Origin of the sequence: Mesorhizobium sp. M0701 (assembly GCF_040320365.1) — a bacterium.
Taxonomy (GTDB): Bacteria; Pseudomonadota; Alphaproteobacteria; order Rhizobiales; family Rhizobiaceae; genus Mesorhizobium.
Window position 1 is genome coordinate 38,923 of sequence record NZ_JAMYPO010000039.1, and the last position, 24,779, is coordinate 63,701.

Genomic DNA, 24,779 nt, shown 5'->3' on the forward strand with positions numbered 1-24,779 from the left:
TCAAGCGAGCGGAACGGGCGTGATCCCGTTCCGGCTCGGCTTTCATCTGTACTTGTCCGTGTCGGCCTTGTCGGCCTTCCCACCAAGAGAAGAGCAAATCAGCGCAGGCGGAAACCTCGCGCTCCGGAAACGAACGCTTTCGGCAGCGGCACGGACTTGATACAATCCATCGCTAATTTAGCAGGCGCACTAGGATCAACAAAGTGTCGCTCGAAATTCGCGTTCTCGGAGATCTGACCGTCCTTCGCCTTGGCGAGGTCGTTTCCTTGCCGCCTTCGAAAAAGACGCGGGCGCTGCTGGCCTATCTTGCGCTCGTAGGGCGCCCGCAGCGGCGCGAGCGCCTTTGCGAGATGTTCTGGGAGGTACCGGACGATCCTCGCGGCGCCCTGCGCTGGAGTCTCTCGAAGATCCGACAGGTCGTCGACCTCGGGGACGGCGAGATCCTGCAAGCCGACCGCAACGCAGTTCGCCTGAACACCAGCGAAATCGTGCTGGACATTGCGCCGCTCCGCGGCCTCGGCGGTCGTGACATAGAGGCTCTCGAACCGGAGAAACTGGAGGCCCTCGCCGGAGCGTTCCGCGGCCGTTTCCTGGATGATCTTTCACTGCCGCGCTGTCCGGAATTCGAAGCCTGGCGCATTGCGACCGCCGACGAACTGCACGTGACGCATCTGCGCATCCTTCGGGTGCTCGTCGACCGGCTGGCGGATGAGCCGGCGCGGGCGCTTCCGTACGCCCATGTCCTGCACGGGCTGGAGCCCGGAGACGAGGCTCTTCGAGCAGACATCCGTCGGCTGAGCGAGGCAGCACGGCAATCCGCCATGGTCCAGAGCCGCGCCTCGAGAACGGACACGGAGGTCGCTCCCGCCGGTGAGAGCGTCACTCCGACCCAGGTTTGGCCGGGGGCGGAGATACAGCTCCCCCCTGCGCCGGAGCGGGTCCTTGCGCAGGAGATCCGGCGGTGCACAACGCCCGACGGCGCGCGCCTCGCCTATTCCTTGAGTGGTCAAGGCCCCCCTTTGGTAAGGGCCGCCCACTGGATGTCCCATCTCGAGCTCGAATGGGACAGTCCGGTATGGAAGCATTGGATCGAGGGCCTGTCCGCGCACTACCAGCTGATACGCTACGACCAGCGCGGGAACGGCCTATCGGATCGGCATCCCGCCGACCTATCCTTCGAGGCCATGGTCGCCGACCTGGAGAGCATCATCGATGCGGCCGGTCTGCGCCGCGTTTCCCTGCTTGGCATTTCCCAGGGATGCGCCGTTTCGATAGCCTATGCCGTCCGGCATCCTGAGCGCGTGGCCGGGATGGTGCTGTATGGCGGATTTACCAAAGGCTGGCGCAAACGGGGCAATCAGCGCGAAATAGCCCGCCGCGAAGCGATGGGAGCGCTGATACAGGAAGGCTGGGGCCAAGACGACCCGGTGTTCCGGCAGATGTTCACCTCTCTCTTCATTCCGCAAGCAACGCCGGAACAGAGGAATTGGTACAACGAGCTGCAACGCAATACCGTCTCGCCCGAGATTGCCCATCGCATCTTCGAGGAAGGCGCCGTCATCGACGTGGACGAGCTGTTACCGCGGGTCCGCGTTCCGACCCTGGTGATGCATGCCACGAGGGACGCAGTCATTCCGTTCGATCATGGCCAGGCGATGGCTGGGAAAATCCCCGGCGCGCGTTTCGTCGCGCTCGACAGCGTCAACCACGTGCTGCTTGGCCATGAACCGGCATTCGCGACCTTCGTGGAAGAAACGCGTCGTTTCCTCGCCGACCCCGAACAGACGCAGCAACTGGCAGGCCCTCCGGCGTCCTTGGGAATCAACCGCTCTCGGCAGTACATAACAGTGCTGGCCGCGGAAGTGATCAGTCCCGTGCATCTCCTCGAAACGGCGGATCCGGAAGTAGCAATTCGCGAATTCCAGCCCGTCGAGGATCGGGTGATAGAAGTCGTGGAAAGCCACGGCGGCGTCGTCACGTCGGCTGCTGACGGGACAATCACCGCAGCATTCGGCCTCGCTCGCGCCACCGAGGATCACGCTTATCTTGCGTGCCGCGCCGCGCTTGCGGCCAAGCTGGCAGTGGAGGAGCTTTCCCAGGGCGGGATCCAGTTGAGGGCCGCAATAGACACCGGCGAGGTGATCGTACGGCAGCAATGGACGACCGAAGCCAGTAAGGTTGAACTGGCCGGAGCCGCGCCGCGTGCAGCCAACCGGCTGATGCGTGCCTTGCACCGTGCGACGATCGCCGCGACAGGCCGAGCGCGCGCAGCCGCGGGGGGCTATGTGCAGATGCACCGCTTGGCGCATTCGGAGCATCCGCACCTTGGCCGCGACGAACGCATTTACGAGCTGTTGGGCGAAAATTACGCGCTGTCGCGCTGGCACCTGAGGGCCAACCGTGGCCTCACCGGACTGGTGGCGCGCGAGCTCGAGCTCAAAATCCTTCTTTCAACCTGGCGCAGGGTCAGGGAGGGCCACGGCCAGGTCGTCGGGATCGTCGCCGACCCCGGCATGGGCAAGTCGAGGCTTGCCCATGAATTTCTCTCCCTCGACGAGGTGGCTGGTTTTACTGTGCTTGAATGCGGCGGTCTGGAGTTTGATTCATCAGTTACTCTGGGTGCTGTAAAGAAGCTGCTGCTCTCGGCTTGTGGCATTCGTGGCGAAGACGGCCTGGCGGAAGCCCAGCGCCTGTTTGCCTTCAAACGGGCTGAACTGGACCTGGATCCGAGTCATACGGCGCCGCTTTCCTTCCTCGCGGACCTGCCGGTCGACGATTCTTCTTGGTGGCATCTCGATGCGCGGGAGCGGACCTCACGGGTATCCGAGGCGATGAGCGCATTTCTCGTTGCCTTGAGCCGGGCCGCGCCCGTAGCCGTGCTTATCGAGGATCTGCACTGGATCGATGCCGAGAGCGAGGCCGTAATGAACAGGCTGGTCGAGGTCATGGGCGCCAACCGTATCATGCTGCTCGCCACCTATAGGCCGCAGTACCGGCACGAATGGAACCGCCGCGGCTATTTCCAGCAGATAAGGTTGGAGCGGTTCGCGCGGGACGAAATGGAGCAGTTCCTCACCGAATTGCTGGGATTCGATCCCAGTTTGGGGGAACTGCGGAAATCACTTGCCGAGCGGGCCGAGGGCACGCCGCTATTCCTGGAAGAAATGGTGCGCGGACTGGTGGCGGACGGCGTCCTTGCCGGCCAGTCGGGCCGCTACGAGCTCACGAGACCGGTGGAATCCATCACCATCCCGTCGACGGTTCAATCGCTCATCGCCGCACGCATCCAGCAGCTGGGTGACTCGGAAAGGCAGGCACTCCAACTCGCTTCGGTTATCGGCAAGAATGTTCCGTATCCGCTGCTGCGGGCGCTCTCGCCGCTCTCGGAGGCGGAGCTGGAGGTATGCCTGGCCAAACTGCAGACTTTGGAATTCCTGTTCGAGGTCCAGAGCTATCCTCACGTGGAATATACGTTCAAGCACGCGCTGACGCTGAAGGTGACCTACGAATCCCTCCTGGCAGAGGACCGAAAAAGGCTGCATCGGGCTGCATTGGTTGCGATGGAAAGACTCTATGCCGGATCGCTGAACCACCACATCGAGCAACTGGCCGAACACGCGCTTCGTGCCGAGGCATGGGAACCTGCCGCGGATTATCTGCTGCAAGCGGCGGGTCGGGCCGAGGAACGCTCGGCCTATTCCGCCGCGGTCCAGTTCCTCGAAAGCGCCCGCAAAGCGGTCGCCGCGTTGCCCCGAAATCCGAAAACCCTCGCCCAGGCGATCAACCTGCGGGTGCGGATGCGGCCCGCCTACGGCGCCCTCGGTGCCTATCGGAAGGTGCTGCCGCAGCTGTTGGAAGCGCGCGAACTGGCCATGGAACTGGGCGATCCGCAACTCATTTCCGACGTGTTGCTCCACTTGAGCTATCTCAACAGCTCCCACGGCCGCTACGAGGAGGCGCTGGAACCGGCCGATACACTCAAGCGCGGCGCGACGGCAAACGGCGTGCAGCGCTGCATAAGCGAGTCGGATCTGGCCGCCTCACAGGCGCTTCTGATCCGCAGCGAGGCGCGGCAGGTGCTGGAGCGGCTTGTTCCGCATGAGGAGAGATTCACCAAAGCTTGGCGTCTTGAGCGTTTCGGACAGCTCGGTGCTCGTGCGGTTTGGTACCTGGGGCACCGCGCGCAGGCGGAAGCGCGCCTTGGCCGGTTCGACGATGCGGAGCGCTCGCTTGGCGAGTTGCAGAAGGTCGCCGCCGAAGTGGCGCGCCCGATCGACAGCTGCGCGGCCGCCTATTTCACCGGTGTGGTGGGCGTCCTGCGCGGGCCCGAGCCGACGCTTGTCGAGGCGCTGCAATTGTGGTCCTCCGAAGCCGCGACCAGCGGATCTATCCTACTCCGGCCATGGCTGTTGACGGTGCTCGGGTATGCGGAATTCCTGCTAGGCCGCAACCACGACGCGGGCGCCACCTTGGAGATGGCGGTGACCGAGTCTGAGCGGCTCGATCTTGCCCAGTTCGAATGTCACGCGCGCGCTGTACTCGCATGCGTGCGTGCGCGCCTCTGTGAGCCGGAAGCCGCGGCCAATCTCGGCCATGCGCTCGAGCTTGCACGGGGACGCCGCGATCCGTGGAGCGAGATCGTCGCACTGCGCGGCCTTGCCGAGCTGAAAACTTCCAGATCGGCCATTAGTTGGCTCGAACAGGCCTGCAGCCTTGCCAGGCGGGTTGAACTACGGCCGGAGCTTGCCCGCTCCTTGCTAGCTCTCGGGCTTGCGAAGCGGCGCGGCAAGATCGCTGGCGCGGATGCCACTCTCGCGGAAGCGGCCAAGCTCTACACAGAAATGCAGATGCGGGAGGATTTCTTCGAAACGGAGGATCCGGCCGGAAATATCGTGCGCGATCGCATAGCCGCCACGGTGTGACTCCTCCGCATCCACGCAGTTGCCTCGAAGGTTTACGCTGCCTGTAGGGCAGGCAAGTTGCGGTCACGCAGCTCGCGCATGGGTCAGCAGCGCCGGGAACAATCGCCCAATCGCGGCCGGAATGCGGAAACCAGCTCACGGATGATGAGCCGAGTCGGAGCCGGTGCAACTTCGCCGCACAACACCAAGACCCGAAAGCCAAATCGGGCATATTCCCGAGCCGGCATGGACGTGTGGAAGTCGAGCCTGCTCCGCAGAAACTGTACGAGTGCAGTCTGAAGTTTGGCTCATCGCGTCGAAGGTGCCGGCTCCGCTCCAGTGGTCGATGAAACGAGTTGTCCGGAGAGATGGCTACCGCCGATCAAGCCGTCGTGTATCGCGCGTGTATCGCGCTGCGACCGCCGGCATTCGCCGAGCACCTCGTGGCCCTCAGAGTCCAGCTTACGCTGCCGGCGAAAGGCAACGGTTCATAAAGGGAGAGGCCGGCCAGCCGGTCTTGACGCATCGCCGCTGTATGCAGGGCCAATCCACCGCCATAGGAATGGCCAACAAGATGCACTCCGTCACGGTGGTCGATCATCTCCAGGACCCCGGCGGCTTCGTCGGCCAGATGGAAAGCGCCGGCGATAGTCCAGGTGCCGCCGCCCGGCGCCCCGATCAAGTCGGGGGCGATGAAGCGGTAGCTGTCATCGAGCCGCTCCGCCAAGTTGCGCCATTGCCGTCCGTTGCCGCCGGAGCAGTGCAGGGCAATGACCAGCGGTGCGTGGCACGCCTTATGCGAGACGTGGAACGCCGATGCGGCAGTCATTGAGCCTCTCCCTCCTCTCGCCTCAAAAACGCGAGCGGCGGCTGGGATCACGCCCGGCAAACCAAGTGATCGAGTTGATCTCGAAGCGGGTGATGCCGACGTCGCGCAGGAGGTAGTCCGGCAGCTCATTAAGCTGTCGACGGTCCCGCTGGATGCGAATGAAACGCCAGACTGCGGCCAGCATCGTTCCGCCGGCCCAGCGCAAACCTCGCGTTGTGGTGAGGGACAGGGAAGGGTTCATCATTGTACTCATTTCGATTTCTCCATGGTTGCGGGCGCTGACTATGGCGCCAGTGGAGCCCTTGTCGTGGTCCGGCGTGAGCGTCAGCGTTGATGGCAACGTCGATTTTTGCCGCACCAGCGTTGTATTCGGTCAGGCGGCGGCTCGGCGGGAGACATCGAGAAAAATTGCCACATGAGCCGCCAGCGCCTCCGCATCGCGGCCGACGCCGTCGAGGAAGCTGGAGCTTCGATGGCGCATGAAATTGAGGCCGAGCACATAGAGTCCAGGATAGGCGCAGACGCCGCCATCGTTCAGGATTTCGCCCCGGGCGTCGAACACATCCAGCTTCAGCCATGGGTATTCCCGGCGATAGCCGGTGGCCCATATGATCGTCTCGATACCCTGGTCGATCAGGTCGATTTCGGTCGCCTCGGCGCTCAGAATCAGGCTCGGAATGGAACCGGGATCGATCGAGTAGAGGCCATTGCCGGCGGCCGCGCGGTCTATATTGGCCAGCACGCGCCTTAGCCTGCGTTCCGCCGCCATGGTCGTTTCGGCGAGATCGCCGTTGAACCGAATGCGTGAATCGCAAGCGGCAGCCGCTCGACCGACAAGACGAACGCCTTGCTCCCGAAGACCGGCAAGGTCGAGCGTCCTGCGTTCGGGTGTGCCTATCAGCTGCAGCGAAGGCTGCCGCCGTGCCGCGGCGAGATCCGAGACTTCGGCGACGGGCTTGACAAGCGCTCCCAGCCGGTCGAGCCACCACAGGATGTCATGCCCGCGATATAGCCTAGGCAGGCGTGTATGGCTGCCGACCGACAGGGTTACCGGGCGCCCGGAGCGATGGATCTCCTCCGCAAGTTGTATTCCCGTCGCCGAGGCTCCGGCCACGAGAACGCCACCCTGAAGCAGTTGCTGAGGATTGCGATAGTCCCGCGGCACGATTTGCCTGATACGAGAGGAGATCTGCTTTGCTAGTGGCGGAATGCGTGGCCTGTCGCTGTATCCGGTTGCGACCACGACCGAACGCACGCTCCATTGGCCGCGATCGGTCAGCAGCCGGAAGCCTCCATCGACCCTTTCGGCCGAAAGCACCTCAACGCCGTTTTCTACGGGCGCGGTGATCGAGCACGCGTAATCCTCCAGGAACCCGACGGTCTCGGCCATTGTCATGAAGCCGTCGGGATTGGCCCCACGATAACCGCCGCCGGGCAGGCGTGTCATCCAGTTGGGCGTCAGCAGGCGCAGCGAATCCCACCGTTCGCTGCGCCAGCGCTCAGCGATGCGGCCGCGCTCCAGCACGACGTGGTAGACCCCGCGCTCGGACAGGCACCGGCTCATGGCGAGACCGGCCTGTCCGGCGCCGATAATGGCCACGTCTGTATGCTGCATGGAATCCGCGCCTTGTAAGCAGGGGCAACAGATCGCCGGCGCCATCCTTTTCAGGACGAGGCCGGCGATATTGCTCTTGCGGACCGAAGTCAGCCTTTCACGGCAACCGAGACCGGCACGCCGTTGGTTAGTACGTCGAACACCGCGGAACGGGCGCGCGACTGCATGACGATTTCCTCGAGCTTCTCAGCGGGAGCATCCCCCTTGATCTTGAAGGAGATACGGATTCCTTGGTAGCCGTTGCGGACCTCGTTCGAGATGCCGAGGATGCCGCGAAGGTCGATGTCGCCTTCGACGGTCGATTCCACCTCATGCAGCGTCACCCCGCGCACGGCCGCGATGTTCGCGATGCCCGCCGTGAGGCATGAAGCAAGCGCGTGGAGGAGATATTCGACCGGCGCCGGGCCGTTGTCTGTGCCGCATAGGACGGCTGGATGGTCGCTGTCAGCCTGGTAGGCCGTCTTGTGAGACTGCTCGGTGCCGGCGCCGAAGAAGTTGGCCATCGTGCTTCTGCTGTGCGTGCCGGCAATCCAGCGGCTTTTGGCACGGAACTGGAACTTGGCAAGCTCGGGCTGCCCCGCGACGGCGTTGATGGTGGCCAGAAGGGTGGGCGTGTCAACGCCGTTCCTTGGCTCCCGCGGCGCCTTCTTAACGGCAGACTTTTCCATGACCATTGTATCGTCGTGCATGTCATTCACTCCTGGGTTCGGATGTTGCGCGACCGGGATCGTCCCGGACGGCTAACCCTCGGGCGGCAGCGTTTGACGTGCAGTGGGAACGACAGTGGGAAAACGAGAGGTTTTTTGCGTCAGCCAACGGTGAGCCGCGCTGGTCTGCAGTCAGCAAAACGACGGGCCTTCAAACGCTTGCTTCGCCGCCACGCTGCGATCCTCCCGTAAGCGCCGAGAAGGCGTCACAACCGAAACCACAGGAGATCAGACCATGTCTCGTTTGTTTGGAATGGATACCCGCCCGTCCTCGACCGACTGGGCAGTGATAGTTCGCGGGCCAAGCAAAGCCGAGGTGCTTGCCCATATCGCGAAGACTCACACATACGCGAGCACCCTGAATCGGCACGGCCGCGAAAAAACCACATGAGGCTTGTTGCGGCGGGAGTGCCGATCGGCCCCCTCGACAACACTTGTCGGAATAATGTTTTCGGTCGACGTCCAGCCAGGCAAAGAAGACCGCGCCCGAACACGTCCGGCGAATGTCGGGATGGTCGCTCGACGCATGCTTCGAGGAGCCAGCCCGCACTCGGGAATGACCGCATTACGATCAACTTGCGTCGTGCCCGGTCTTGCCAAAAATTCCCGGAGATGCTCGGCGCCCAACCTGAGATTGCCGCTCTGTCCGGTTTCAACTCGGTCACCCGAGTTGGAGGTGGTGGCTCCAACGCCGAGGTCGTCGACCGACACGCCTCCCACAGAAGTCGATGTGGTCGCGCTGGATGACCTCGCAGTCAGGTTGGCAACGGCCTACCAAGCTGCTTCGCCAGCTATTCGCTAGTCGGGCCAGTTCTCATCCCGTTATCCGCCTGTTCGCTTCTCGGGTTCGCGGTGGGTTTCCGACGTACGCCCGCCGATGCGAGCTCAGTCGACGAGGTGAATACTCTTATCAGAGGAGCTGATGTGGGCTGCTGACTCAACGTAACATATGGCGGGCTTTGCTTAGCACGCCGACCAGTCCGGTAAAGGGGGGTCTGCCTCTGCGATTACTTAGTTCAGGCAAGTATGTATCAGCCCGCACTTGCGGGCCGATATCAGCGTATCAGCGGCCGTGGAACTCGAAATCCCAGCCGACGGCCGAAGAGAGCGGCGGAAAGCTGATGTGCGAGGGAGATCGGTTCCCCCTTGAGGCCTATTTTTACGCCAACAGCGTGAACCCATCCTTCTCTCAGATTTATGGGTTCACGACCTAGGGTATTCCGACACCCAACTATCCAGCGAGCCCCGGATAGCTTGGGAACCAGGGCTGCATGCGTTCGAACTGAGCCGCCATCGCCAGAACGGTTTCGTCGGCGTGCCGCCGCCCGATGATCTGCAGGCCGACCGGCAGGCCCCGCGCCGTAAGGCCGGCCGGAACCGAAATCGCCGGGTGGCCGGTATAGTTGATCGGATAAGTCATGCACCAGCCGATCAGCGGATCGACCGCCTCGCCATTGATCGATGTCGGCCCGATCGTGTTGCCGTCCGTGGCATTCTTGACGGGCGGAACGGCCAGCGTCGGCGAGACGATCAGGTCATTGGTTTCGAATACATCCTCGAGGCCGTCATGGACGCCGGTGCGCAAAAGATCGTCGAGCGCATGGTCGATGGCGGACACCTTGTAGGCGCCCTCCAGCATGGCGAGGAACTGCGGGGTGAGCACCTTGGCGTGCTTGCCCATCAGGTCGATGCCCTCCTGTTTCCCGTAGACGGCGATGGCAGCATAGTGGATCGAGATCGTGCGCACCCAAAGCGCCGCCAGTTCCTTGTGATCGGCCCTGAAATCGAGCTCGACCTCATCGACCTCAATGCCATGTCCTCGCATGACATCGACGGCACGGGCAACGACGGTGGCGACCTCAGCGTCGACCGGGAAATTGCCTAGTCGCGGGCTGTAGGCGACGCGCAGTTTCGGCGTCCACCCGGCAACGGCGCCGACATAGTCGACGCCGTCATCCGCCAGGCAGAACGGGTCGCGGTTGTGTGGCCCGGCCATGATCTTGGTCATCAGCGCGGCGTCCGCAACGGTGCGGGTCAGCGGTCCGATATGGACCAGAGGATGTCCCCACAGGAAGGCGTCGGGGCGAGTCACCGAAGGAATGCGGCCGAAAGAGGGCTTGAAGCCGACGGTGCCGCTGAACGAGGCGGGGATGCGGACCGAACCACCGCCGTCCGTGCCTTGCGCCAGGGCCGCCATGCCGTCGGCGACCGCTGCCGCACTGCCGCCGGACGAGCCGCCGGAATTGTAGCCGATCGCGAAGGGCGTGCTGGTCGGCCCGAAGCGCAGATTGTCGGTGATACCTTTATGGCCGAATTCCGGCGTGTTGGTCTTGCCGAGCACGATGGCGCCTGCCTCGAGCAGGCGCTCGACCGCCACAGCACTTGTTTTGGGCACCCGGTCGTGCACCGCCCACGACCCCATCGAGGTCGGCACGCCGGCCATATCGTCGAGGTCCTTGATGCCGACGGGGACGCCATGCAGCGGTCCAAGCGGACCGCCTGCCATCACGGCCTTTTCGGCGGCCCGCGCAGCTTCCATCGCCTGGTCGCCGAGAACCAGCGTATAGGCGTTGACCACCGGGTTGCGCGCCTCGATGCGGCGCAGATAGGCCTCGGTTACTTCGACCGGCGACAGGTCGCGGCGCTGGATGCGCTGGGCCAGTTCCGTGGCCGGCAGGAAACAGATCTGGTCGTCTGCAGAAGTCATAAGCCGTTCCACCTTGTTGGGTGCTATTTGATGAACACTGGATTTGCCGCGCCGCCGGTGCCCTTGCTCACTTTGACCGGACTGGCGCAGTAGAAGCCTTCGTAGCGGCGGTCCGAGGCACAGTCGGCGGCCAGCAGGTCGAGCGATGCCATTTCGGTGAACGCCACGCCCAGATTGCGCATCAGCGCGGCGTGCAGCACCAGCATCAACCCGGTCTCGGGCTCGTAGGTTGTCTCGTTGGCCAGCGTGTCGGTAACCAGACAGGGGATTTGCATCTCATCGAACCAGCGCACGAGGTCGAGGCTGAAGGTCAGTCCGGGTTCCCAATATCCATCGCCGACGCGCTGGCTTCCCGCCGCCAGTGCGCCGACCCACCCGGTGCGAACGAGAAGGATGCTGCGCGGCAGGATATCGACCGCTTGGGCCCGGGCGCATTCTATGAGGTCGCGATGCGTGAATGTTTCAGCGCGCTCCAGGGCCGGTTTGCCGCGGAATCGGGCGATGTCGAGCAGCACGCCGCGTCCGACGATCCCGCGCTCCGCGATCGGCATGATGCTGGCCTTGGTCATGCCGCCATTGGTACTGCTTGCCGCGAAGCCGTTCCAAAGCGTGTCGTCGAACCACATGTGGCCGAGCGCGTCGCAATGCGTGCCGGCCTGTGCGAAGCCGGTGACATAGTCGTCTGCGAATTCGAGGCCGCCGGCAAGCGGTTGCCAGTGGCCGTTCTCGAAGCCGGCCTTGTCGGCGACCATGAAATGCTTCGCCGGCCAGCGGCCGGGAAAGACGGCATCGCCCTCAGAGGTCCCGACCGGCACGCCGAGGGTGAAGGTGCGGCCGTCCCGCACCGACGCCAGGCCGCGCTTGACCTCGTCGGCGGTCAGATAGTTGAGCGCTCCGATCTCGTCGTCGGCACCCCAATGCCCCCAGCGGCTCGGCGCATTGCGCAGCAGCCGGCGCAGCGTCATCGTTTCAGTCGCGCTCATGCTTCCGCCTGCGCGGTCGCCGGCTGCCTGGCGCCGGTGATATAAGCGACGACGTCCTCCATGTTGGTGCCGGAACTTGCGAGATCGGCGACCTTGCGGCCCCTGCGCATCACCACCACGCGGTTGCACACCTGCCAGAGATGATCGAGATTGTGGGTGACCATGACGATCGTCAGCCCCTGGGCGCCAAGTCGTTTGATGAGGTCGAGCACCTCACGGGATTCGCGTACGCCGAGCGCCGCGGTGGGCTCGTCGAGCAGCAGCAGCTTGTGGCCCCAAAAGGCACCGCGCGCGATCGCCACCAATTGGCGCTGGCCGCCGGACATGCGATCCACCGGTTTGCTGCCCACCCCGGGGATCTCGATGTGCAGTTCCTCGAGGCCGCGCATCGCGATGTCGCCCATCGATTTGCGGCGGATCCAGCGCAGCAGCGCCGGGCCGCGGCCAAGCGCAATCTCGCGGCCGAGAAAGAAGTTTTCGGCGGCAGTGAACGTGCCGATCAGCGACAGGTCCTGATAGACCGTCTCGATGCCGAGGCGTTGCGCTTCGGACGGCGGCGACAACTTTTGCGGCCGCCCTTCGAGGATCACGTCGCCGGAAGTTGGGTCATGCGCGCCGGCCAGGATTTTGATCAGCGTCGACTTGCCGGCACCATTGTCGCCAACGAGGCCGAGTATGTCGCCCCTGGCGATGTCCAGCGAAACGTCATCGAGTGCCTGGATGCCGCCGAAGCTGCGGCAGATCCGGCGCAGGCTGAGCAGCATCTTCTGCGCCATGGCCTATCCCCTCGCATAGCGGCGGCCAATACCGCCGAGCGCTACGGCGACGACGAGAAGGCAGCCGGTGAACAGGAACTGCGTGAAGATCGGCGCGCCGATCATGGCCAGCCCATTGTTGCCGACGGCGACCGTCAGCACGCCGATCAAGGTGCCGAGGATATGGAACTGACCCTCTCGCAGCGCCGCCGAACCGAGGAAGGCGGCCGAAAAAGACGTCAGCATGAAGCTGTCACCCGCCGTCACCTGGCCGGAGCCGAGATTGGAGGCCATCAGCACGCCACCGATAGCAGCACAGGTGCTGGCGATGGCGAAGGCAACGATGCGGCTGCGATCGACGGCGACGCCGGCGCGGCGCGCTGATTCCGGGCTGACGCCGATGGCCTTGATGTGTTGGCCCTGCACTGTTCGGTTGAGGATCACCCACAGCAGCGCAAGCACGACGGCCATGATGATGACGAGGTGCGGCACTCCGGTAATCCGGCCGATCGCGATATTGGTGAATTCGCGCGACTGGGTGAGCTGCAGCGGAATTCCGCCCGAATAGGCGTAGTTCAGCCCGACGACGATGGTGCCCGTGCCAAGCGTGGCAATGAAGGCGTTCACCCCGATCTTCGAAACGACAATGCCGTTGACAATGCCGATGACCGTTCCGAGGCCGACGACAAGGAAGATGGCGGGTAGGATCGGCAAGCCACTGCTGCTCAACAGCCCGACCACGAGAAGCCCGCAGAAACTCGCGACATAGCCGATACTGAGGTCGAAATCACCGGCGACGAGGGGCACGGTGAGGCCGGCCGCGACAATGGTGCCGATCGCCATGTCGTTTACGATGTTGCGAAAATTGCCGATGGTTGCGAAGGTCCCCGGCTCCAGCACCGAGAATATCCCCAGCATCGACGCTAGCACGATGATGGTGCCGTAGGTTCCAAGCAGGCGCATGAGCAACGCGCGCCGCTGTCGGGCATTGGGCGAGGCATAGCCGGTCTGCGTTGACGGCAGGACGCGGGGCGCCTCTGCCGGAGCGTGTGTTTCGGGCAGGGAATGATCAGCGGACATGGCGGCTCTCATGACAGCACTCCGGCCCGGCCAGGCAAGTCCGGCCCAGACCCACAATCAGGAGAGCTTACTGCGGATTGTCCTTGATGAACTTGTCGACATTCTCTTTGGTGACGAGCGTATAGCCTGGCACGAAGGATTTGGGCTTCCACTGGTCGCCGGCTGCCAGGATGTCGGGAATCTGATCGACTAGCATTTTGCCTGCCGAAGTCAGATCGACACCGAGCGTGGCGGTCATCGTCCCGTCCTTGACAGCCTGGACAGCGGGCGCCGTGGCGTTGAACGAATAGACCTTCACGTCGCTGCGGCCGTTCTGCTTCAGCGCCGCGATCGCGCCCATAGCGTTGTCGTCATAGCAGTTGAAGATGGCGAACGGCCCCTTGGCGTTGGCATTGGCTGCAAGCCAGGCGCTGGTCGCGGCCTGCGAGGATTCGGCAGCACCCGGGATGCTGATCTCGTGCGAGGTCGCCTTGAGCCCCGGATTTGCCTTGACCGCCGCATCGAAGGCGTCGGCTCGTTCGCGGCACGGAATGCCGGGATGGTAGGTGAGGTCGAGTACAGTTCCGGACTTGCCGATGTCCTTCAGCATCAAGTCGATCAGCGGTTGCGCAGCACCGGTACTTGCAGATAGCGCGATCCCGTCTGCCATGCCGCCGCCGGCCGAAAGCACGGGGATCTTTGCGTCCGCCGCCGCCTGGAGCCCGGCCTCCAGGCCCGTCGAATCGAAGACCGTGACGATGATGGCGTCCACCTTCTTGGTTGCCAGCTGCTTGATGCTGGTGATCGCTTGCGAAGGATCGCCATTGGCATTGAGCGTTTCCACCGACCAGCCCTTAGACTTGGCTTCCTGGCTCATCGTGTCGACCATCTGGTTTGTGTCGACGTCGGATGTCGAGAAGGTGACGATGCCGATCGTCAGCTTGTCATTCGCGGCGAGGGCGGCCGACGTGAAGGATGCTGCGACGAGCGCTGCGGTCGAGAGTTTCTGAAAGCGGTTCACTGTGCGTATCCCCTGTTGACCGAGTGTTCCGGCTCACCTCCAGACCGCGCAGCAGCCCAGCTTGGCGCCATCTACAGGTCGTCACAGTCAGTCTGTTTGTTCGTGCGGGCCACGTACTAACTATAGGCACAAGCTCTTATGCCGCGCAACGGCTAATTTCAACCGGCTTTGGTGACTCGAGGTTCAATCGCTGTGGGGCTCTTGGGGCAAGCGCGCAGCTAGGCCGCCTTCTTGATCTCCGCGACCTGAACGCCCAGTCGGAACGCCTGACCGTCTGCAAACGAACGCGCGTAGCTCTCAGATGTAAAAGGGACCGTGGTGGTGATGCCTTTGACCGTCACGCGAACCGACCACTCTTTGTCCCTAATGATTTCAACGGCATGTTGCTCATGCGCAGCCATGCATTCCTCCCAGAATCTTCCGTTGAGGATGGGAAGATAGCGTCGTAAAACTGGTTTGCATGCAAATAATCCGACACCGCGACGTCGAAATGCCGAAACACGCACAGCTAGGCTTAAGTCGATGGTCTCGCCTTGAGCTGTTCAAGGTGTTCCTTGGCGAGGTTGAAAAGTGCGGTGGCACTCTCTTCAGCCTCCGCCCGGAAGCGGACATCGCGGATGACAATGCTGGAGATCATGTTCGCGCCAACTGCGGATGCTTGAAGCGACCGCTCCGTCGGCTTAAAGAACGTTCCGCTCCGCCGGGTTTCGCTCTATCAACTCCGCCACAAGGCGTTGAAGCCGCCAGAGGCTGCTGTCATGTATGCCTTTGGCTTCGAGGTGAGAAACCGTGTTGAACAGGTATTCGGCCCCGCTTCCCCAATGACCGCAGGCCAGGGCCAGGACATCGGCAACGGCTTCAAGCGACTGACCACCGGCATAGAGAGGTGACGCGCGGTTCATCACAAAGGCCAAGGCCGAGATAGGCCCGGAAGCGGTCGCCACCGTGATCCACCGGGGCATGCTGTTGGCCGGCTTGTAGGTGAATTCGCGTCGAAAGAGTTTGCCGAATTGGCGTTCGAGGTTGTCCTTTGGCAGGTCGTACAGGACGCCGCTGCATTGCCCCCCACGATCGAGGGCCATCATAAGGCCTGGCTGCTCCGGCGTGCCCCGAAAACGGGTCATGCGAAAGCAGAAAGCGCGATGCCACCCACGAGCGAGGCCTACCTGCTCACCGATATGCTCGATCTCCGGCTTCCAGATCAAGGAGCCGTAGGCGAACAGGCGGGTCGGTGCTTTCGGGGCCGGATGAGTTCGGATCATTTGCTCGACCCAGCTGTCGTAGTCGGCATCGGTGTGTAGCTCGGCACCTGGCGTCAAACCCTGGTCCTGAACGACCTTGTGGACCCGCGCGACGTGGTCCGCGGTCAAGGTCAGCTTTCTCATTTGGCTCGGCATCCCGTGCTCCATCTGATCAGGATCGCGTATCCTTGGCAGATACTACAGGCGTTGCAAGATACGAACCGATGCACGGCGTGAATGAGTCTTTGCCCCTTCACCGATGACAGCAAAGCGCCCCGCATATTCGCCCTCGAACGATTCCATGTGGTTTCGGCAATCTAGGTTTGGGAGACGCTTTTCTACTCACTGTGAAACCCTGACCAACAGCTTGCCGAAATTGCGGCCCTTGAGAAGACATGAAGGCCATCGGCGCGTTCGCGAGTCCCTCGACAATGTCCTCACGATGTTTGACCTTCCCCGCTTGGAGCCAGGCCGAAACGTCCCTGCCGGGGCGGTTCGACGTGTGCTGTTTGGGACATGCAGAATAATTGGCGGAGTGCCAGAAAGTTCCTCCGCACTCGCGCTTCGCACCGCGGTGCCACCCACAGCGTCTTGCCTAAGGGACTTTGCGGCGTAATTCGCTCGCGTTCGAATTGAGAGCGACCTCGGATTGAACTCGCGGATTACCAGGCGGACAAAAAAACCCCGGCGCTGGGTCGTTGCGCCGGGGCTTTGGGCACGTACAAGCTACACCAACATGTCCGTTTATGAACGTGCGCTAATAAAGTGAAAAAACGGTGAACCACGCATAGGCTGAAGGGCGCACACTCAAAGCTGGGGTGAAGCGGCAATATCAGTGATGACAAGTTGCGCACCTGATTGTTCCACCCAGCTTTCGACCGAACGAGGGGGCGAGTATGCCGGCTGTGTTGATTTGCCAAGATGATGTACTCCGTCACCCCTCATGCCGATGAAGGGAGCCCGCTCGAACCGCAAATCTCGAAATGTCTAGTGATGGCCCCTGGACCCCGCACATTCGGGGATTCGAAACTGATTTCCAGGTGGTGCTAAGCAAGGCCGGCAAGGTGGAGACGATCACCGTAATGCTAGTATGCTCATACATCGCGCTTTGCTCTGAGGGCGGCCCAGCAGCTTGGGTTAGGGGGGCCGCTGGGCCTGACCAGCGAGCGTTCGGGAATGCTCGACTGGCTGGTTAGTATTTTAGATAAATCTAATATAAATCGAACCATGCGAACGAAGTACGCGGCGGTAAGAAAGTGGCTGGCGTCCGATTCACTTACCGCGCGCTTTTGCCTTGGGTTCTGGCGAGCTTTCGGACGGGTTTGCAGCCAATTTTGCAGATCGCCAATCTGTTACCCACAGGGACTTTTTCCTCGTCAACAAATCGTCACGATCGCCCTCAGCGGTCGCTCGGCTATGCATGGCAGCTATGGCGTAGTCGGCTCTGTTGGTTCGATAGTCTTCTTTTTGGACAGTCATCGTTTGCTCCCAGTTTCATAGCCCCTCTTTTGCCCTGGCGGGGAGATTAACTGCCGGTCCATCACGCGAGTCAATCGATGAAACGACCCCTCCGCAGTCGCGAGGGCGGGGAGCAACCCGACAATTTTTAACGTTGGAACGGCTTACAGACTGCAACACAGCCGCCCTTTCGTCGGGCTGCGTTGATCGCGTTCATGTTGCTCTTCAGCTCGCCGGTCTTGGCTTCACGTGCCTTGATGTCGTGTTGTCCATCATGCTGCCAACCGGCAACCCAAGCCAAAACACGCCGTCCACGTCACGGCGGGCGCCGGTCTTGTACGGCCATTATCGGCGCCAGGTCGGAACTCGTTCGGTAAAGTTCGGCTTCCAACTGGCTGCAGGACTTGCCCGCGTATACGCTGGACGAAACCAGCGTGGGCTTGATGTCGGCTGGGCGAGTAGCGCAGCCCGACAAAACGCTGATGGTACAAACGCACATAACTTGATTTTCATGCTTCCCCCCAAAATACCCGCGGTGAGCAGGCGCTGAGGGCAGGACGAAGTCTATGTGCCTTGACAGCAGCGGAATATATTCCTATTTTGCGGGATGCCGCACCCTCGCCGACACGAAGCCGTTTCCGAATATCACCTCGCCAAAATTGAACGACAGGCGTGGCTTCTGACGGTAGAACTCCGCGACGCGCAGTTGTCGCTCAAGCCATTTCATGAGCATTGGGACGTGATCGACCGGCTGTACGGGATATAAAGCGGGCGCTCAATCTGCTGAACAATAGGCCGGCGGACTACGAAGAGCCGCATTTCGCGCCCATGTCGCGAGGGTGAAGAACTAGCCTGTCAGTTTAGTGAAGTCGTGGCGCCGCGCGCGAACATGTGCCAGCAAATTCGTTTCGTTTACGACCCCTGATTGAAAGAGATTCAGCGTGGTCGAGGCCAGAATCTGACCGTCTATCGGGGTGCTGTACCATTTGGCGTCGGCGGTTACCTGGTCGACAACCCGCTGGCAGATCGCCCGATCTTTAGGTCTAAGGAACTGACTGTTCAGTGCTCGTAGCATCTCGACGCCTTGAAACGGGGAGTCACCTGTCTCCCGCGCGATACCCATGCGTGGTCTCCGAGCATGGATCCTAAACGCATTCAGACAGAAAATTACCATTCGTTTGAGTGGTACCGATGTCGCGTGGATAAGCGGCAGTCCGCGAGCTAATCCACCATGTCGCGCAGCGGCTTCTTGCGCTTTGGCGTCCTGTACTTCTCGACCAGCCTGACCTTGTCGATGTCGATCGTCACCAGCGGTCCCAGATCGACGGTCACCCTGCCGCCTTCCTCGTCTATGCGCGTGATCTCTCCGGTAGGCTCGATCTGCTGCCCCTTCTTCACCTTGGTATGATCGATGATCGAATGCGGAAAGCTATAGCTCGGGATGGAACGCTGACGTGGTCCTCATTGACCCGTCTGCGGACTGTGGCTGTGATCGCCACCACGTCACCAATACCTATGCCCCGCGCCATTCCATGAGTCTGGTGCGCTCGGCGCTTACTCAAGATATTGCTAATTATGGATGAGCCCGCTTCCTCCAATCGATGGATGAAGCCGATCGTGGGCCGGTGCTACTTTGATGCATCACGCGACTTACCCGGCAAGAGCTGGCTCCAGGGGCAAAATATGAGCAAGACGACTTTCATTGCTATCGCAATCCTCGCGATCAGTGTCGGCTGTGCCGAAGCCCGTAAGGTCGAATCCGCGACCCTCGGCACGTACGCCAATTCGAAGAACCTGCCGGCTTGTACCGCGTCAAGCTCACTCTTCGAAGTCCTTGGTGATAAATGTTTTCTCGTCACAGGTTCGATGATCTATGGCGACATCGCCGAACTCTCCCGGACAATCACTTTGAGTTGGTAGCCCGAAGCAACAACCTCCCAGCGCGGCCTCCATTCTCCGGTATGAAGTTGCGTCGCAGGGGCTGCCGTCGCCCCAGATATCGACCGCTTCGCGCGTCGCCAATACCGGCGCAATCCTCAGTCACCACGGGCCTCCAAAATTCTCATGCCGTCCGCACTGGCGGTCGAGCCTGTCGCGCCAACACAGCAGCGCCTCTGCATCGTTTGGGCAACCCAACGCATACCTTCCGGTCCGGAAACTCGCTTACGCGTTTCATCGTCCATTCGGCAGTGGAAAATTAGGCCGATTGGCAGTGCTCAGATTCGCGTAGCCGTCCTGCGATCCGCTCGGAGACGATGGCGAGTGGTTCCGGCAACTGCGCCTCAAGCTGGCGACCGCCTTCTGCAGCGTGCTGCTGCGGAGCAGCGCTGACGCTGCGTTCGTCCGGACCGTCGCAAGACCGGCTTGATTATATCGAACCTGAAACAGACCAACGCCGGCCCAACCTACACCTGAAACCAAAAGACAATATCGATGACCTCCAACAGCTACGCTCTCAAGGGTTCAAGCGCCTGCAAACATTGACCATGCCACTTTCGCTATCGCCGCTTGGATGATGACGGCGGCATCAATTTCATGGAGCAAGCTTTGCCGCCAGGGGGTTTTGCCCGATGGCCGCGACCAGGCTCGTGCATACCTCGATCACCATCACCAAGACCCTGCGAGGCGCGGAAGAGGCAAGCCGCCCTGTGAGGTCGCTTCATGGCTCTCCTCTGGTTCAACCCTCCGGTCCCGGTCAAGACCGAGCGTCCCGGGATCATCCACAACGTCAACAACGCCGAGACTGCCGGCGAGGAGCTGATGAAGTGGACCAAGCGTGGCCCTTGCTGGGACCTCGCGGTGCGCGTTTGCATGGCCGTGATTTTCGACGAGATGGAACCCGAGGAGGCCCGCAAGGCATTCCTGGCTGCTGCAAAAGAGGAGGGGACATTAGAATAGTCCCCCAATGAGAACTAGCTAAATTGGATGCGGTATAAGGTTCTAGGTGCCTCTTACCAATACCGCCTTCGCGAAAGGAGCCCGCCGCCGGTGAGGGAGAGGCGACGGACCCCCCCCCACAGCGGCTGCACATCCACGAAGAATCCCGCTGCCACCTCTAAACCCGCGATGGCCTACATCGTTCCCTTAGCTGCGGCTAAAGCGGGGTTGGTCGGCGGGCTCTTGGCGCTCTAAGTTCCCCCTTATGGGTCCCCTCTGGTTCGCTCCCCCGGTCTACGTGAAGAGGAAACGTCCGGGCATTCGCAATGGGGTCAGCCACGTCGAGGGAGCCGCCGAGGAACTCCTGGCATGGGACACAAAGGGCCCGAGGTGGACGAAGGCGGTCCAATCCTGCGTCGACGCTCGAGGGCAGGATGTCCCCCATGAGGTCCGTGAAGCCTTTGAGGCGGCTGCCAAGGAGGCCAACGTGTATCTCTCCCCTGAGTAGGAGGTATCATGGCGCCCATCTGGTTCGTCCCGCCGGTGTTCGTGAAGACTGAAAGCGGTCTCAGGCATGGCTGCAACAATGCGAAGGAAGCCCTTGAGCAGCTCAAGATGTGAACCCGGCGAGGGCCTCGCTGGCATAAGGCGGTGACGCTGTGCCTGTCAGCCTTGGAGGGCGATCCGATTGACCCCCACATAATACGAAGGCCTTTGAGGCTGCCGCTAAGGAGGCCAACGTGTATCTCTCCCCTGAGTAGGAGTTGTCGTGGCAACCCATTGGTTCTCCCCTCCGGTGTACGTCAAGACCGACCGACCTGGGGTGACCTACGGGTGCAACAACGTCGAGGGTGCCGCCGAGGAACTCATGAAGTGGACCAAGATGGGACCTAAGTGGAGGAAGGCTGTGCAACTGTGCGCCGACGCCTTTCAGGACCGCGTGACTCCGGAAGAGGTCCGTCAGGCTTTCGAGGCTGCTGCCAAGGAGGAGGGGGTGCTCCGTGAGTAGCAGGCGCCCATGGCTATGTTGGGAAGGACCCGCTAGGCTGTCTGAATGCTGACCAAGTCCGCGCTGCATCGGAGCTGCTCTGGGCGAGGTACTTGGCGTCAATGGGGCACGTCGAGTAATCGAAACATGGGTTTCGACGAGAAGATCAAAACCCTACGCACATTGGGTCGTGTGGACTCTTGGGATTCCCAGGGCTGAGCAAATCAGATTCAAGGCTGTCTTTTGGAGGCAGCCATGGGAATTATGGATCGTCTGATCCTCCGCGATGACCAGTGGGTGCGCACATCCGACCTTCCAGCTTCTCAAATTAAGCGCCAATCCCGAAGCCAGTTTCCGTAAGGATCGCCCGTCGTGGCATTGCCTATCAGTGCAACAACATCGAACGGGCCGCCGAGCGGCTGTTGCACAGGACCAAGCAGTGTGGCCCCAAATGGCTCAGCGCAGTGCAGCTCTGCCATGCATGCCTTGATCGATAAACGCGAAGTAGTCGCGGGGCGTTTCTCGAAGCGGCCAAGGAACAGGGAAACCTACTGCCTCCTTAGCATCTGCGACTGAAGCCCTACTTTCGGCCGGGCACGAAACTAACAAAGACCATCGTCGGCTCTGCAGCGAGGCGGCGGTCATAGAACTGGCAAGCGAGGACCATTGGCCTGTCCGACTATCGTTGTGCCTTCAGCAGACGCTCGAGCGTTGAAAAGTCACTCATGTCGCGGTAGGGCGTCAGGTCAAGATCCTTGGGGATCTTCTTGAGCTTCTCTTCGGAGATCGGTTTTTCGTTCTTTTTGTTGACGGCCCGGTAAGCGGACCAGCCAACACCCGCCGCCTTCACGGCCTCGCGTTCGGCTCGAAGGGCGATTTGATGCGCGTGCAGATAATGAAGCCCGAGTTCGTCTAGGAGCGCCTTTTCAACGATCTCGTGCGTTAGCAGGAATGGGGCAAGCCGGACTTTGGCGGATTTCCAATCCATAGTGCGAGGCATATGGCGATCGATATAAATCGTCCTGCCATCTTTGCTGTAGCCAGCAATGTAGGGGATATCGAAATCATGAACGATCTTCACCCGACGATGCAGCGCCCGCACAGCGTCATTCAGTACATCATCGTCCAACTCTTCGGAAACGTGGCGGACTTCATCTTCAAGCTTCATTTTTTCCACACTGACACAAGCGGCGCTTTGCTCCCATAGACCGGGTCCTTCCGTGAACGGCCAACTTGGGAATCGTTCGTAATGCCCGCTCATGTTCCTGCGCTGTCGTGCATTCGTCATAAGCGCCGGATGCGGGATAAGCGCCGACCACCAGGAAACCAGCAGACTCGGAGAGACATTGGTGACCGGTGCCGGCCGGAAGAACTGCCATGTCGCCGGCCTTCAAGGACAATGTACGGCCCCTGTTGCCCCCGAACCGAACCTTGCCGGTTCCGTGCGCAACCCCAAGCACTTCATTTTTGCGGGAATGGTAATGAACGTAGTGGTAGATGCCGTCCCGCCAGCCGCTACTCCAGCCATTGGCCTCGAAAAGCGCTTCCAGCACGGCTGCGGAGTCAAATTGTTCCATCGAGGCGCCACGATAGACGACAAATGGCCAGAAGGGGTGGTTCGGCACGAGGCCGTCATCCTTGAACCGAAATTCGAATGGCTTCTTCACCTTCGCAAATTCGGCGAGTTCTTGCTTTCTCGGTCGCGCGATACCCGTCGCCTGCTCGGTAGCTTTCTTCAGGCTCTCAAGAATGCCCACGGCGAATCCTTGCGCTGGACGAGACGTCAGACAGAGCAGCGGGGAAAGCCTCCCGCTCTGGTCTCAACAAATCTCAACCAGCGACACCGCACTTTGTTCCTTTTGCCGAACGGCCGCTATTGAGCTGCGACCGCGAGGAGGACTGAAAGTCAGAGAAGCGCCCGCATGTCGGCCGCTCAGCTTGTGCCTGCCGGAGTTGAACGAGAATTGTCTGGCGGTGCTGCGCCGGAAGGCATTCGCGTCCTCCCCGTTCTTGGATTCTAGGACCGGGCGATACCCTTCGACCAATTTTCGCCGCCGATGCAGCGGAAACGCGCTTATGTTTGAATCATCGATCACCTCACCCGGATCGCCCAGGCGCAAAGTACGGATGCGACAGTGACATTCCGCAGCCAGAACGGCCTTGTGCGGCTCTCGGAGCTTAAGAAGGTCGATGCTTAAGGCGTACCCCTATGAATGCCTCGCGGTGATGCTCCCGCCCGGCGCCACTCATCGCAGCGCGAGGCGCCTAAAGACGTCCTTCTTCTCCCTTTTGCGGTTCCGCCGCCGCTCCGTCCGCACCACGCTCCAGCGCCACCGTTTTCTTGACCAGGGCCAGCAGATCGCGCTTGGTGCCGTGCGGCAGAGACACGACCTGTCTGCGAGTTCCATACTGTCGCGCGCTTCCTCCGGCGTGCCGCCCCATAGATGCGGGGCAGCGCTGAACAGCATTTCCATCGGCATGAATCCGAGGATTTCGCACACGCAAGGCGCTTGGCAGCGCCGTCTTAACGAGGCCGGACGATGGGCGGCCGAAAGGGTGAGGAAAGCCATTGCCGCCGAGGGCGCCGCGTGAGCGGCGCCCCATGATCGAAGCGAAGTCGGAGCAATCACCATGACCACGGACCACGGCCAGAATGGCGATCCGTTCGTTGGTGGCGATGCCGAGGGGAAATAATCGATCGAAATGCCTCGCGAGATGCGATCGCCGCCGTCGCCCTAGCCCTGCCCCTAGCTGGAACGCGTCCAACGGTACCGTTCATCCTGACACGAATGCGCTGACTGTCATGCTAGCGTGAGAGCGCGGCCGGCCGGTGTTACGACACCGATCTGGCAGCCTGCCGTGAAGTGAAGAGGAGAGTTCACCATGTCCAGGATCAATCGCCGCGCCTTGCTTCTCAACGCCGGCAGCGCCGTTATCGCCTCGACGGTTGCGGCAACAGCTCTCGCCGCAGAGCCGCGACGCCGGGACCGGGAACCGTCCAGCGATCTGCGAGCGCTGATCAAGGCGCACAAGGCAATGTACGCTGCGTTCGGCAAGGCGATCCACGAAATGGATCGCAGTAATCACGACCACGACAGAGCCAGCCGGGCTGAGGAAAGGGCGCTGCTGGCTGTATGCGCCTATCTTGCGGTCAGGGAAGGTGATCGCCGGGCCAAGGCACGATATCTTTTGAAGATCGAGGCGCGCGGTGAGCTCGACCTGGCAGAGCACATGCAGGCTCTTCTCCGCTCGACGATGTGGAAAGGATAGGACCGGCTTCCCCGTCGTGTAGGAGTCCGCCTCCTTAATGCGCCAAAGACCGGATCGCGTCCATGGTTGAGAGGTTCGCGTTGAAATAGCGCTAACGGAGAACAAACGCTGATTTGGTGGCGATCATTATGATCGCTGCTGGGTCAATAGCAGTCAACTCTGCCGGCTGTGGAATGAGCAAGGAGCGCCAGTTGCCGACCTTTCCGGCGCTTCTCCGAAGCTGACGTTCGCGGTGCGGCCGGAATGCCACCGAACCTGCCGACATCATAGCCACGCCTCGAGCAGAGGCTTCGTCTCGAGCACCTCGGCACGGTTCCGTTCGCGCGATAGAAGCAGCGGTTGGCGATTGAGCAGCATGGAATCGCCGA

The 24,779-nt window shown here is 61.5% G+C and carries 23 protein-coding genes and 1 pseudogene; 6 read left to right on the top strand and 18 right to left on the bottom strand.

Annotated elements, in window-relative coordinates; all coding sequences use genetic code 11:
* The first annotated feature begins 203 nt into the window (after positions 1 to 203).
* The gene (locus NKI24_RS27660; protein ID WP_352749904.1) at positions 204 to 4,922 is read left to right on the top strand and encodes an alpha/beta fold hydrolase; all 4,719 of its coding nucleotides are present in this window, start codon (positions 204 to 206) and stop codon (positions 4,920 to 4,922) included.
* Positions 4,923 to 5,283: 361 nt separating this feature from the next.
* Here NKI24_RS27660 and NKI24_RS27665 read toward each other — a convergent pair whose 3' ends face one another.
* The 15 genes and pseudogenes from NKI24_RS27665 to NKI24_RS27735 form a co-directional block, all read right to left on the bottom strand.
* Positions 5,284 to 5,730 (bottom strand): alpha/beta fold hydrolase, encoded by a 447-nt coding sequence (locus NKI24_RS27665; RefSeq protein WP_352749906.1) that lies wholly within the window; start codon positions 5,728 to 5,730, stop codon positions 5,284 to 5,286.
* A gap of 22 nt (positions 5,731 to 5,752) precedes the next feature.
* Complete coding sequence (locus tag NKI24_RS27670; RefSeq protein ID WP_352748759.1) at positions 5,753 to 6,088, bottom strand: DUF1127 domain-containing protein; 336 nt, start codon at positions 6,086 to 6,088, stop codon at positions 5,753 to 5,755.
* Positions 6,089 to 6,103: 15 nt separating this feature from the next.
* Positions 6,104 to 7,345: an NAD(P)-binding domain-containing protein gene (locus NKI24_RS27675; RefSeq protein WP_352749908.1), complete on the bottom strand. Its 1,242-nt coding sequence runs from the start codon at positions 7,343 to 7,345 to the stop codon at positions 6,104 to 6,106.
* An 89-nt stretch (positions 7,346 to 7,434) separates the two neighbouring features.
* Complete coding sequence (locus NKI24_RS27680) at positions 7,435 to 8,019, bottom strand: OsmC family protein (protein ID WP_352749910.1); 585 nt, start codon at positions 8,017 to 8,019, stop codon at positions 7,435 to 7,437.
* 1,264 nt (positions 8,020 to 9,283) lie between these two features.
* Positions 9,284 to 10,759 (bottom strand): amidase, encoded by a 1,476-nt coding sequence (locus NKI24_RS27685; RefSeq protein WP_352748767.1) that lies wholly within the window; start codon positions 10,757 to 10,759, stop codon positions 9,284 to 9,286.
* A gap of 23 nt (positions 10,760 to 10,782) precedes the next feature.
* Positions 10,783 to 11,742 (bottom strand): cyclase family protein, encoded by a 960-nt coding sequence (locus tag NKI24_RS27690; RefSeq protein ID WP_352748768.1) that lies wholly within the window; start codon positions 11,740 to 11,742, stop codon positions 10,783 to 10,785.
* A complete protein-coding gene (locus NKI24_RS27695) occupies positions 11,739 to 12,518 on the bottom strand; it encodes an ATP-binding cassette domain-containing protein (RefSeq protein ID WP_352749913.1) in 780 nt (259 codons plus the stop codon). Before NKI24_RS27695 ends, NKI24_RS27690 begins: the two co-directional genes overlap by 4 nt.
* Before the next feature lie 3 nt (positions 12,519 to 12,521).
* Positions 12,522 to 13,577, bottom strand: coding sequence for an ABC transporter permease (locus NKI24_RS27700; protein ID WP_352749914.1), 1,056 nt, complete (start codon positions 13,575 to 13,577; stop codon positions 12,522 to 12,524).
* Positions 13,578 to 13,644: 67 nt separating this feature from the next.
* Positions 13,645 to 14,577, bottom strand: coding sequence for a sugar ABC transporter substrate-binding protein (locus NKI24_RS27705; protein WP_352749916.1), 933 nt, complete (start codon positions 14,575 to 14,577; stop codon positions 13,645 to 13,647).
* A gap of 218 nt (positions 14,578 to 14,795) precedes the next feature.
* Positions 14,796 to 14,978, bottom strand: coding sequence for a hypothetical protein (locus NKI24_RS27710; protein WP_352748774.1), 183 nt, complete (start codon positions 14,976 to 14,978; stop codon positions 14,796 to 14,798).
* A 113-nt stretch (positions 14,979 to 15,091) separates the two neighbouring features.
* Positions 15,092 to 15,214, bottom strand: coding sequence for a hypothetical protein (locus tag NKI24_RS27715; RefSeq protein WP_352748775.1), 123 nt, complete (start codon positions 15,212 to 15,214; stop codon positions 15,092 to 15,094).
* 43 nt (positions 15,215 to 15,257) lie between these two features.
* Positions 15,258 to 15,962, bottom strand: coding sequence for a gamma-glutamylcyclotransferase (locus tag NKI24_RS27720; protein WP_352748777.1), 705 nt, complete (start codon positions 15,960 to 15,962; stop codon positions 15,258 to 15,260).
* A gap of 198 nt (positions 15,963 to 16,160) precedes the next feature.
* Positions 16,161 to 16,302: pseudogene (locus tag NKI24_RS27725) on the bottom strand (NADP-dependent oxidoreductase); the annotation flags it as partial.
* Positions 16,303 to 18,123: 1,821 nt separating this feature from the next.
* The gene (locus tag NKI24_RS27730) at positions 18,124 to 18,399 is read right to left on the bottom strand and encodes a hypothetical protein (protein WP_352648043.1); all 276 of its coding nucleotides are present in this window, start codon (positions 18,397 to 18,399) and stop codon (positions 18,124 to 18,126) included.
* A 98-nt stretch (positions 18,400 to 18,497) separates the two neighbouring features.
* Complete coding sequence (locus NKI24_RS27735; protein ID WP_352748779.1) at positions 18,498 to 18,674, bottom strand: hypothetical protein; 177 nt, start codon at positions 18,672 to 18,674, stop codon at positions 18,498 to 18,500.
* Between the two features lie 177 nt (positions 18,675 to 18,851).
* Here NKI24_RS27735 and NKI24_RS27740 point away from each other — a divergent pair, with 177 nt between their 5' ends.
* The 4 genes from NKI24_RS27740 (at position 18,852) to NKI24_RS27755 (ending at position 21,162) form a co-directional block, all read left to right on the top strand.
* Positions 18,852 to 19,196 (top strand): hypothetical protein, encoded by a 345-nt coding sequence (locus tag NKI24_RS27740; protein WP_352748780.1) that lies wholly within the window; start codon positions 18,852 to 18,854, stop codon positions 19,194 to 19,196.
* A 741-nt stretch (positions 19,197 to 19,937) separates the two neighbouring features.
* Positions 19,938 to 20,174, top strand: a complete 237-nt coding sequence (locus NKI24_RS27745) for a DUF982 domain-containing protein (RefSeq protein ID WP_352749920.1) — start codon at positions 19,938 to 19,940, stop codon at positions 20,172 to 20,174.
* A gap of 244 nt (positions 20,175 to 20,418) precedes the next feature.
* A complete protein-coding gene (locus NKI24_RS27750; RefSeq protein ID WP_352749922.1) occupies positions 20,419 to 20,661 on the top strand; it encodes a DUF982 domain-containing protein in 243 nt (80 codons plus the stop codon).
* A 261-nt stretch (positions 20,662 to 20,922) separates the two neighbouring features.
* Positions 20,923 to 21,162 carry a DUF982 domain-containing protein gene (locus NKI24_RS27755; RefSeq protein ID WP_352625651.1) on the top strand — a complete coding sequence of 80 codons (240 nt, stop codon included), beginning with the start codon at positions 20,923 to 20,925 and terminating at the stop codon, positions 21,160 to 21,162.
* A gap of 658 nt (positions 21,163 to 21,820) precedes the next feature.
* Here the strand turns inward: NKI24_RS27755 and NKI24_RS27760 are convergent.
* The 3 genes from NKI24_RS27760 to NKI24_RS27770 all read right to left on the bottom strand — a co-directional run bounded on the left by NKI24_RS27760 (position 21,821) and on the right by NKI24_RS27770 (position 23,529).
* Entirely contained in the window at positions 21,821 to 22,309 is a 489-nt protein-coding gene (locus tag NKI24_RS27760; RefSeq protein ID WP_352749924.1) for a hypothetical protein, read from the bottom strand.
* Positions 22,299 to 22,898, bottom strand: a complete 600-nt coding sequence (locus NKI24_RS27765; protein WP_352749926.1) for a cupin domain-containing protein — start codon at positions 22,896 to 22,898, stop codon at positions 22,299 to 22,301. Before NKI24_RS27765 ends, NKI24_RS27760 begins: the two co-directional genes overlap by 11 nt.
* A 508-nt stretch (positions 22,899 to 23,406) precedes the next feature.
* A complete protein-coding gene (locus NKI24_RS27770) occupies positions 23,407 to 23,529 on the bottom strand; it encodes a hypothetical protein (protein WP_352749928.1) in 123 nt (40 codons plus the stop codon).
* 495 nt (positions 23,530 to 24,024) lie between these two features.
* Here NKI24_RS27770 and NKI24_RS27775 point away from each other — a divergent pair, with 495 nt between their 5' ends.
* Entirely contained in the window at positions 24,025 to 24,411 is a 387-nt protein-coding gene (locus NKI24_RS27775; protein WP_352749930.1) for a hypothetical protein, read from the top strand.
* The last annotated feature ends 368 nt before the right edge of the window (positions 24,412 to 24,779 follow it).

Coding starts and splice junctions, on each gene's coding strand:
- NKI24_RS27720 (WP_352748777.1), bottom strand. CDS start 15,962: ATGAGAAAGCTGACCTTGACCGCGGACCACGTCGCGCGGGTCCACAAG.
- NKI24_RS27730 (WP_352648043.1), bottom strand. CDS start 18,399: ATGGGTATCGCGCGGGAGACAGGTGACTCCCCGTTTCAAGGCGTCGAG.
- NKI24_RS27745 (WP_352749920.1), top strand. CDS start 19,938: ATGGCTCTCCTCTGGTTCAACCCTCCGGTCCCGGTCAAGACCGAGCGT.
- NKI24_RS27740 (WP_352748780.1), top strand. CDS start 18,852: ATGGATGAGCCCGCTTCCTCCAATCGATGGATGAAGCCGATCGTGGGC.
- NKI24_RS27750 (WP_352749922.1), top strand. CDS start 20,419: ATGGGTCCCCTCTGGTTCGCTCCCCCGGTCTACGTGAAGAGGAAACGT.
- NKI24_RS27710 (WP_352748774.1), bottom strand. CDS start 14,978: ATGGCTGCGCATGAGCAACATGCCGTTGAAATCATTAGGGACAAAGAG.
- NKI24_RS27760 (WP_352749924.1), bottom strand. CDS start 22,309: ATGAAGCTTGAAGATGAAGTCCGCCACGTTTCCGAAGAGTTGGACGAT.
- NKI24_RS27775 (WP_352749930.1), top strand. CDS start 24,025: ATGTCCAGGATCAATCGCCGCGCCTTGCTTCTCAACGCCGGCAGCGCC.
- NKI24_RS27715 (WP_352748775.1), bottom strand. CDS start 15,214: ATGATCTCCAGCATTGTCATCCGCGATGTCCGCTTCCGGGCGGAGGCT.
- NKI24_RS27690 (WP_352748768.1), bottom strand. CDS start 11,742: ATGAGCGCGACTGAAACGATGACGCTGCGCCGGCTGCTGCGCAATGCG.
- NKI24_RS27680 (WP_352749910.1), bottom strand. CDS start 8,019: ATGGTCATGGAAAAGTCTGCCGTTAAGAAGGCGCCGCGGGAGCCAAGG.
- NKI24_RS27695 (WP_352749913.1), bottom strand. CDS start 12,518: ATGGCGCAGAAGATGCTGCTCAGCCTGCGCCGGATCTGCCGCAGCTTC.
- NKI24_RS27665 (WP_352749906.1), bottom strand. CDS start 5,730: ATGACTGCCGCATCGGCGTTCCACGTCTCGCATAAGGCGTGCCACGCA.
- NKI24_RS27675 (WP_352749908.1), bottom strand. CDS start 7,345: ATGCAGCATACAGACGTGGCCATTATCGGCGCCGGACAGGCCGGTCTC.
- NKI24_RS27700 (WP_352749914.1), bottom strand. CDS start 13,577: ATGTCCGCTGATCATTCCCTGCCCGAAACACACGCTCCGGCAGAGGCG.
- NKI24_RS27685 (WP_352748767.1), bottom strand. CDS start 10,759: ATGACTTCTGCAGACGACCAGATCTGTTTCCTGCCGGCCACGGAACTG.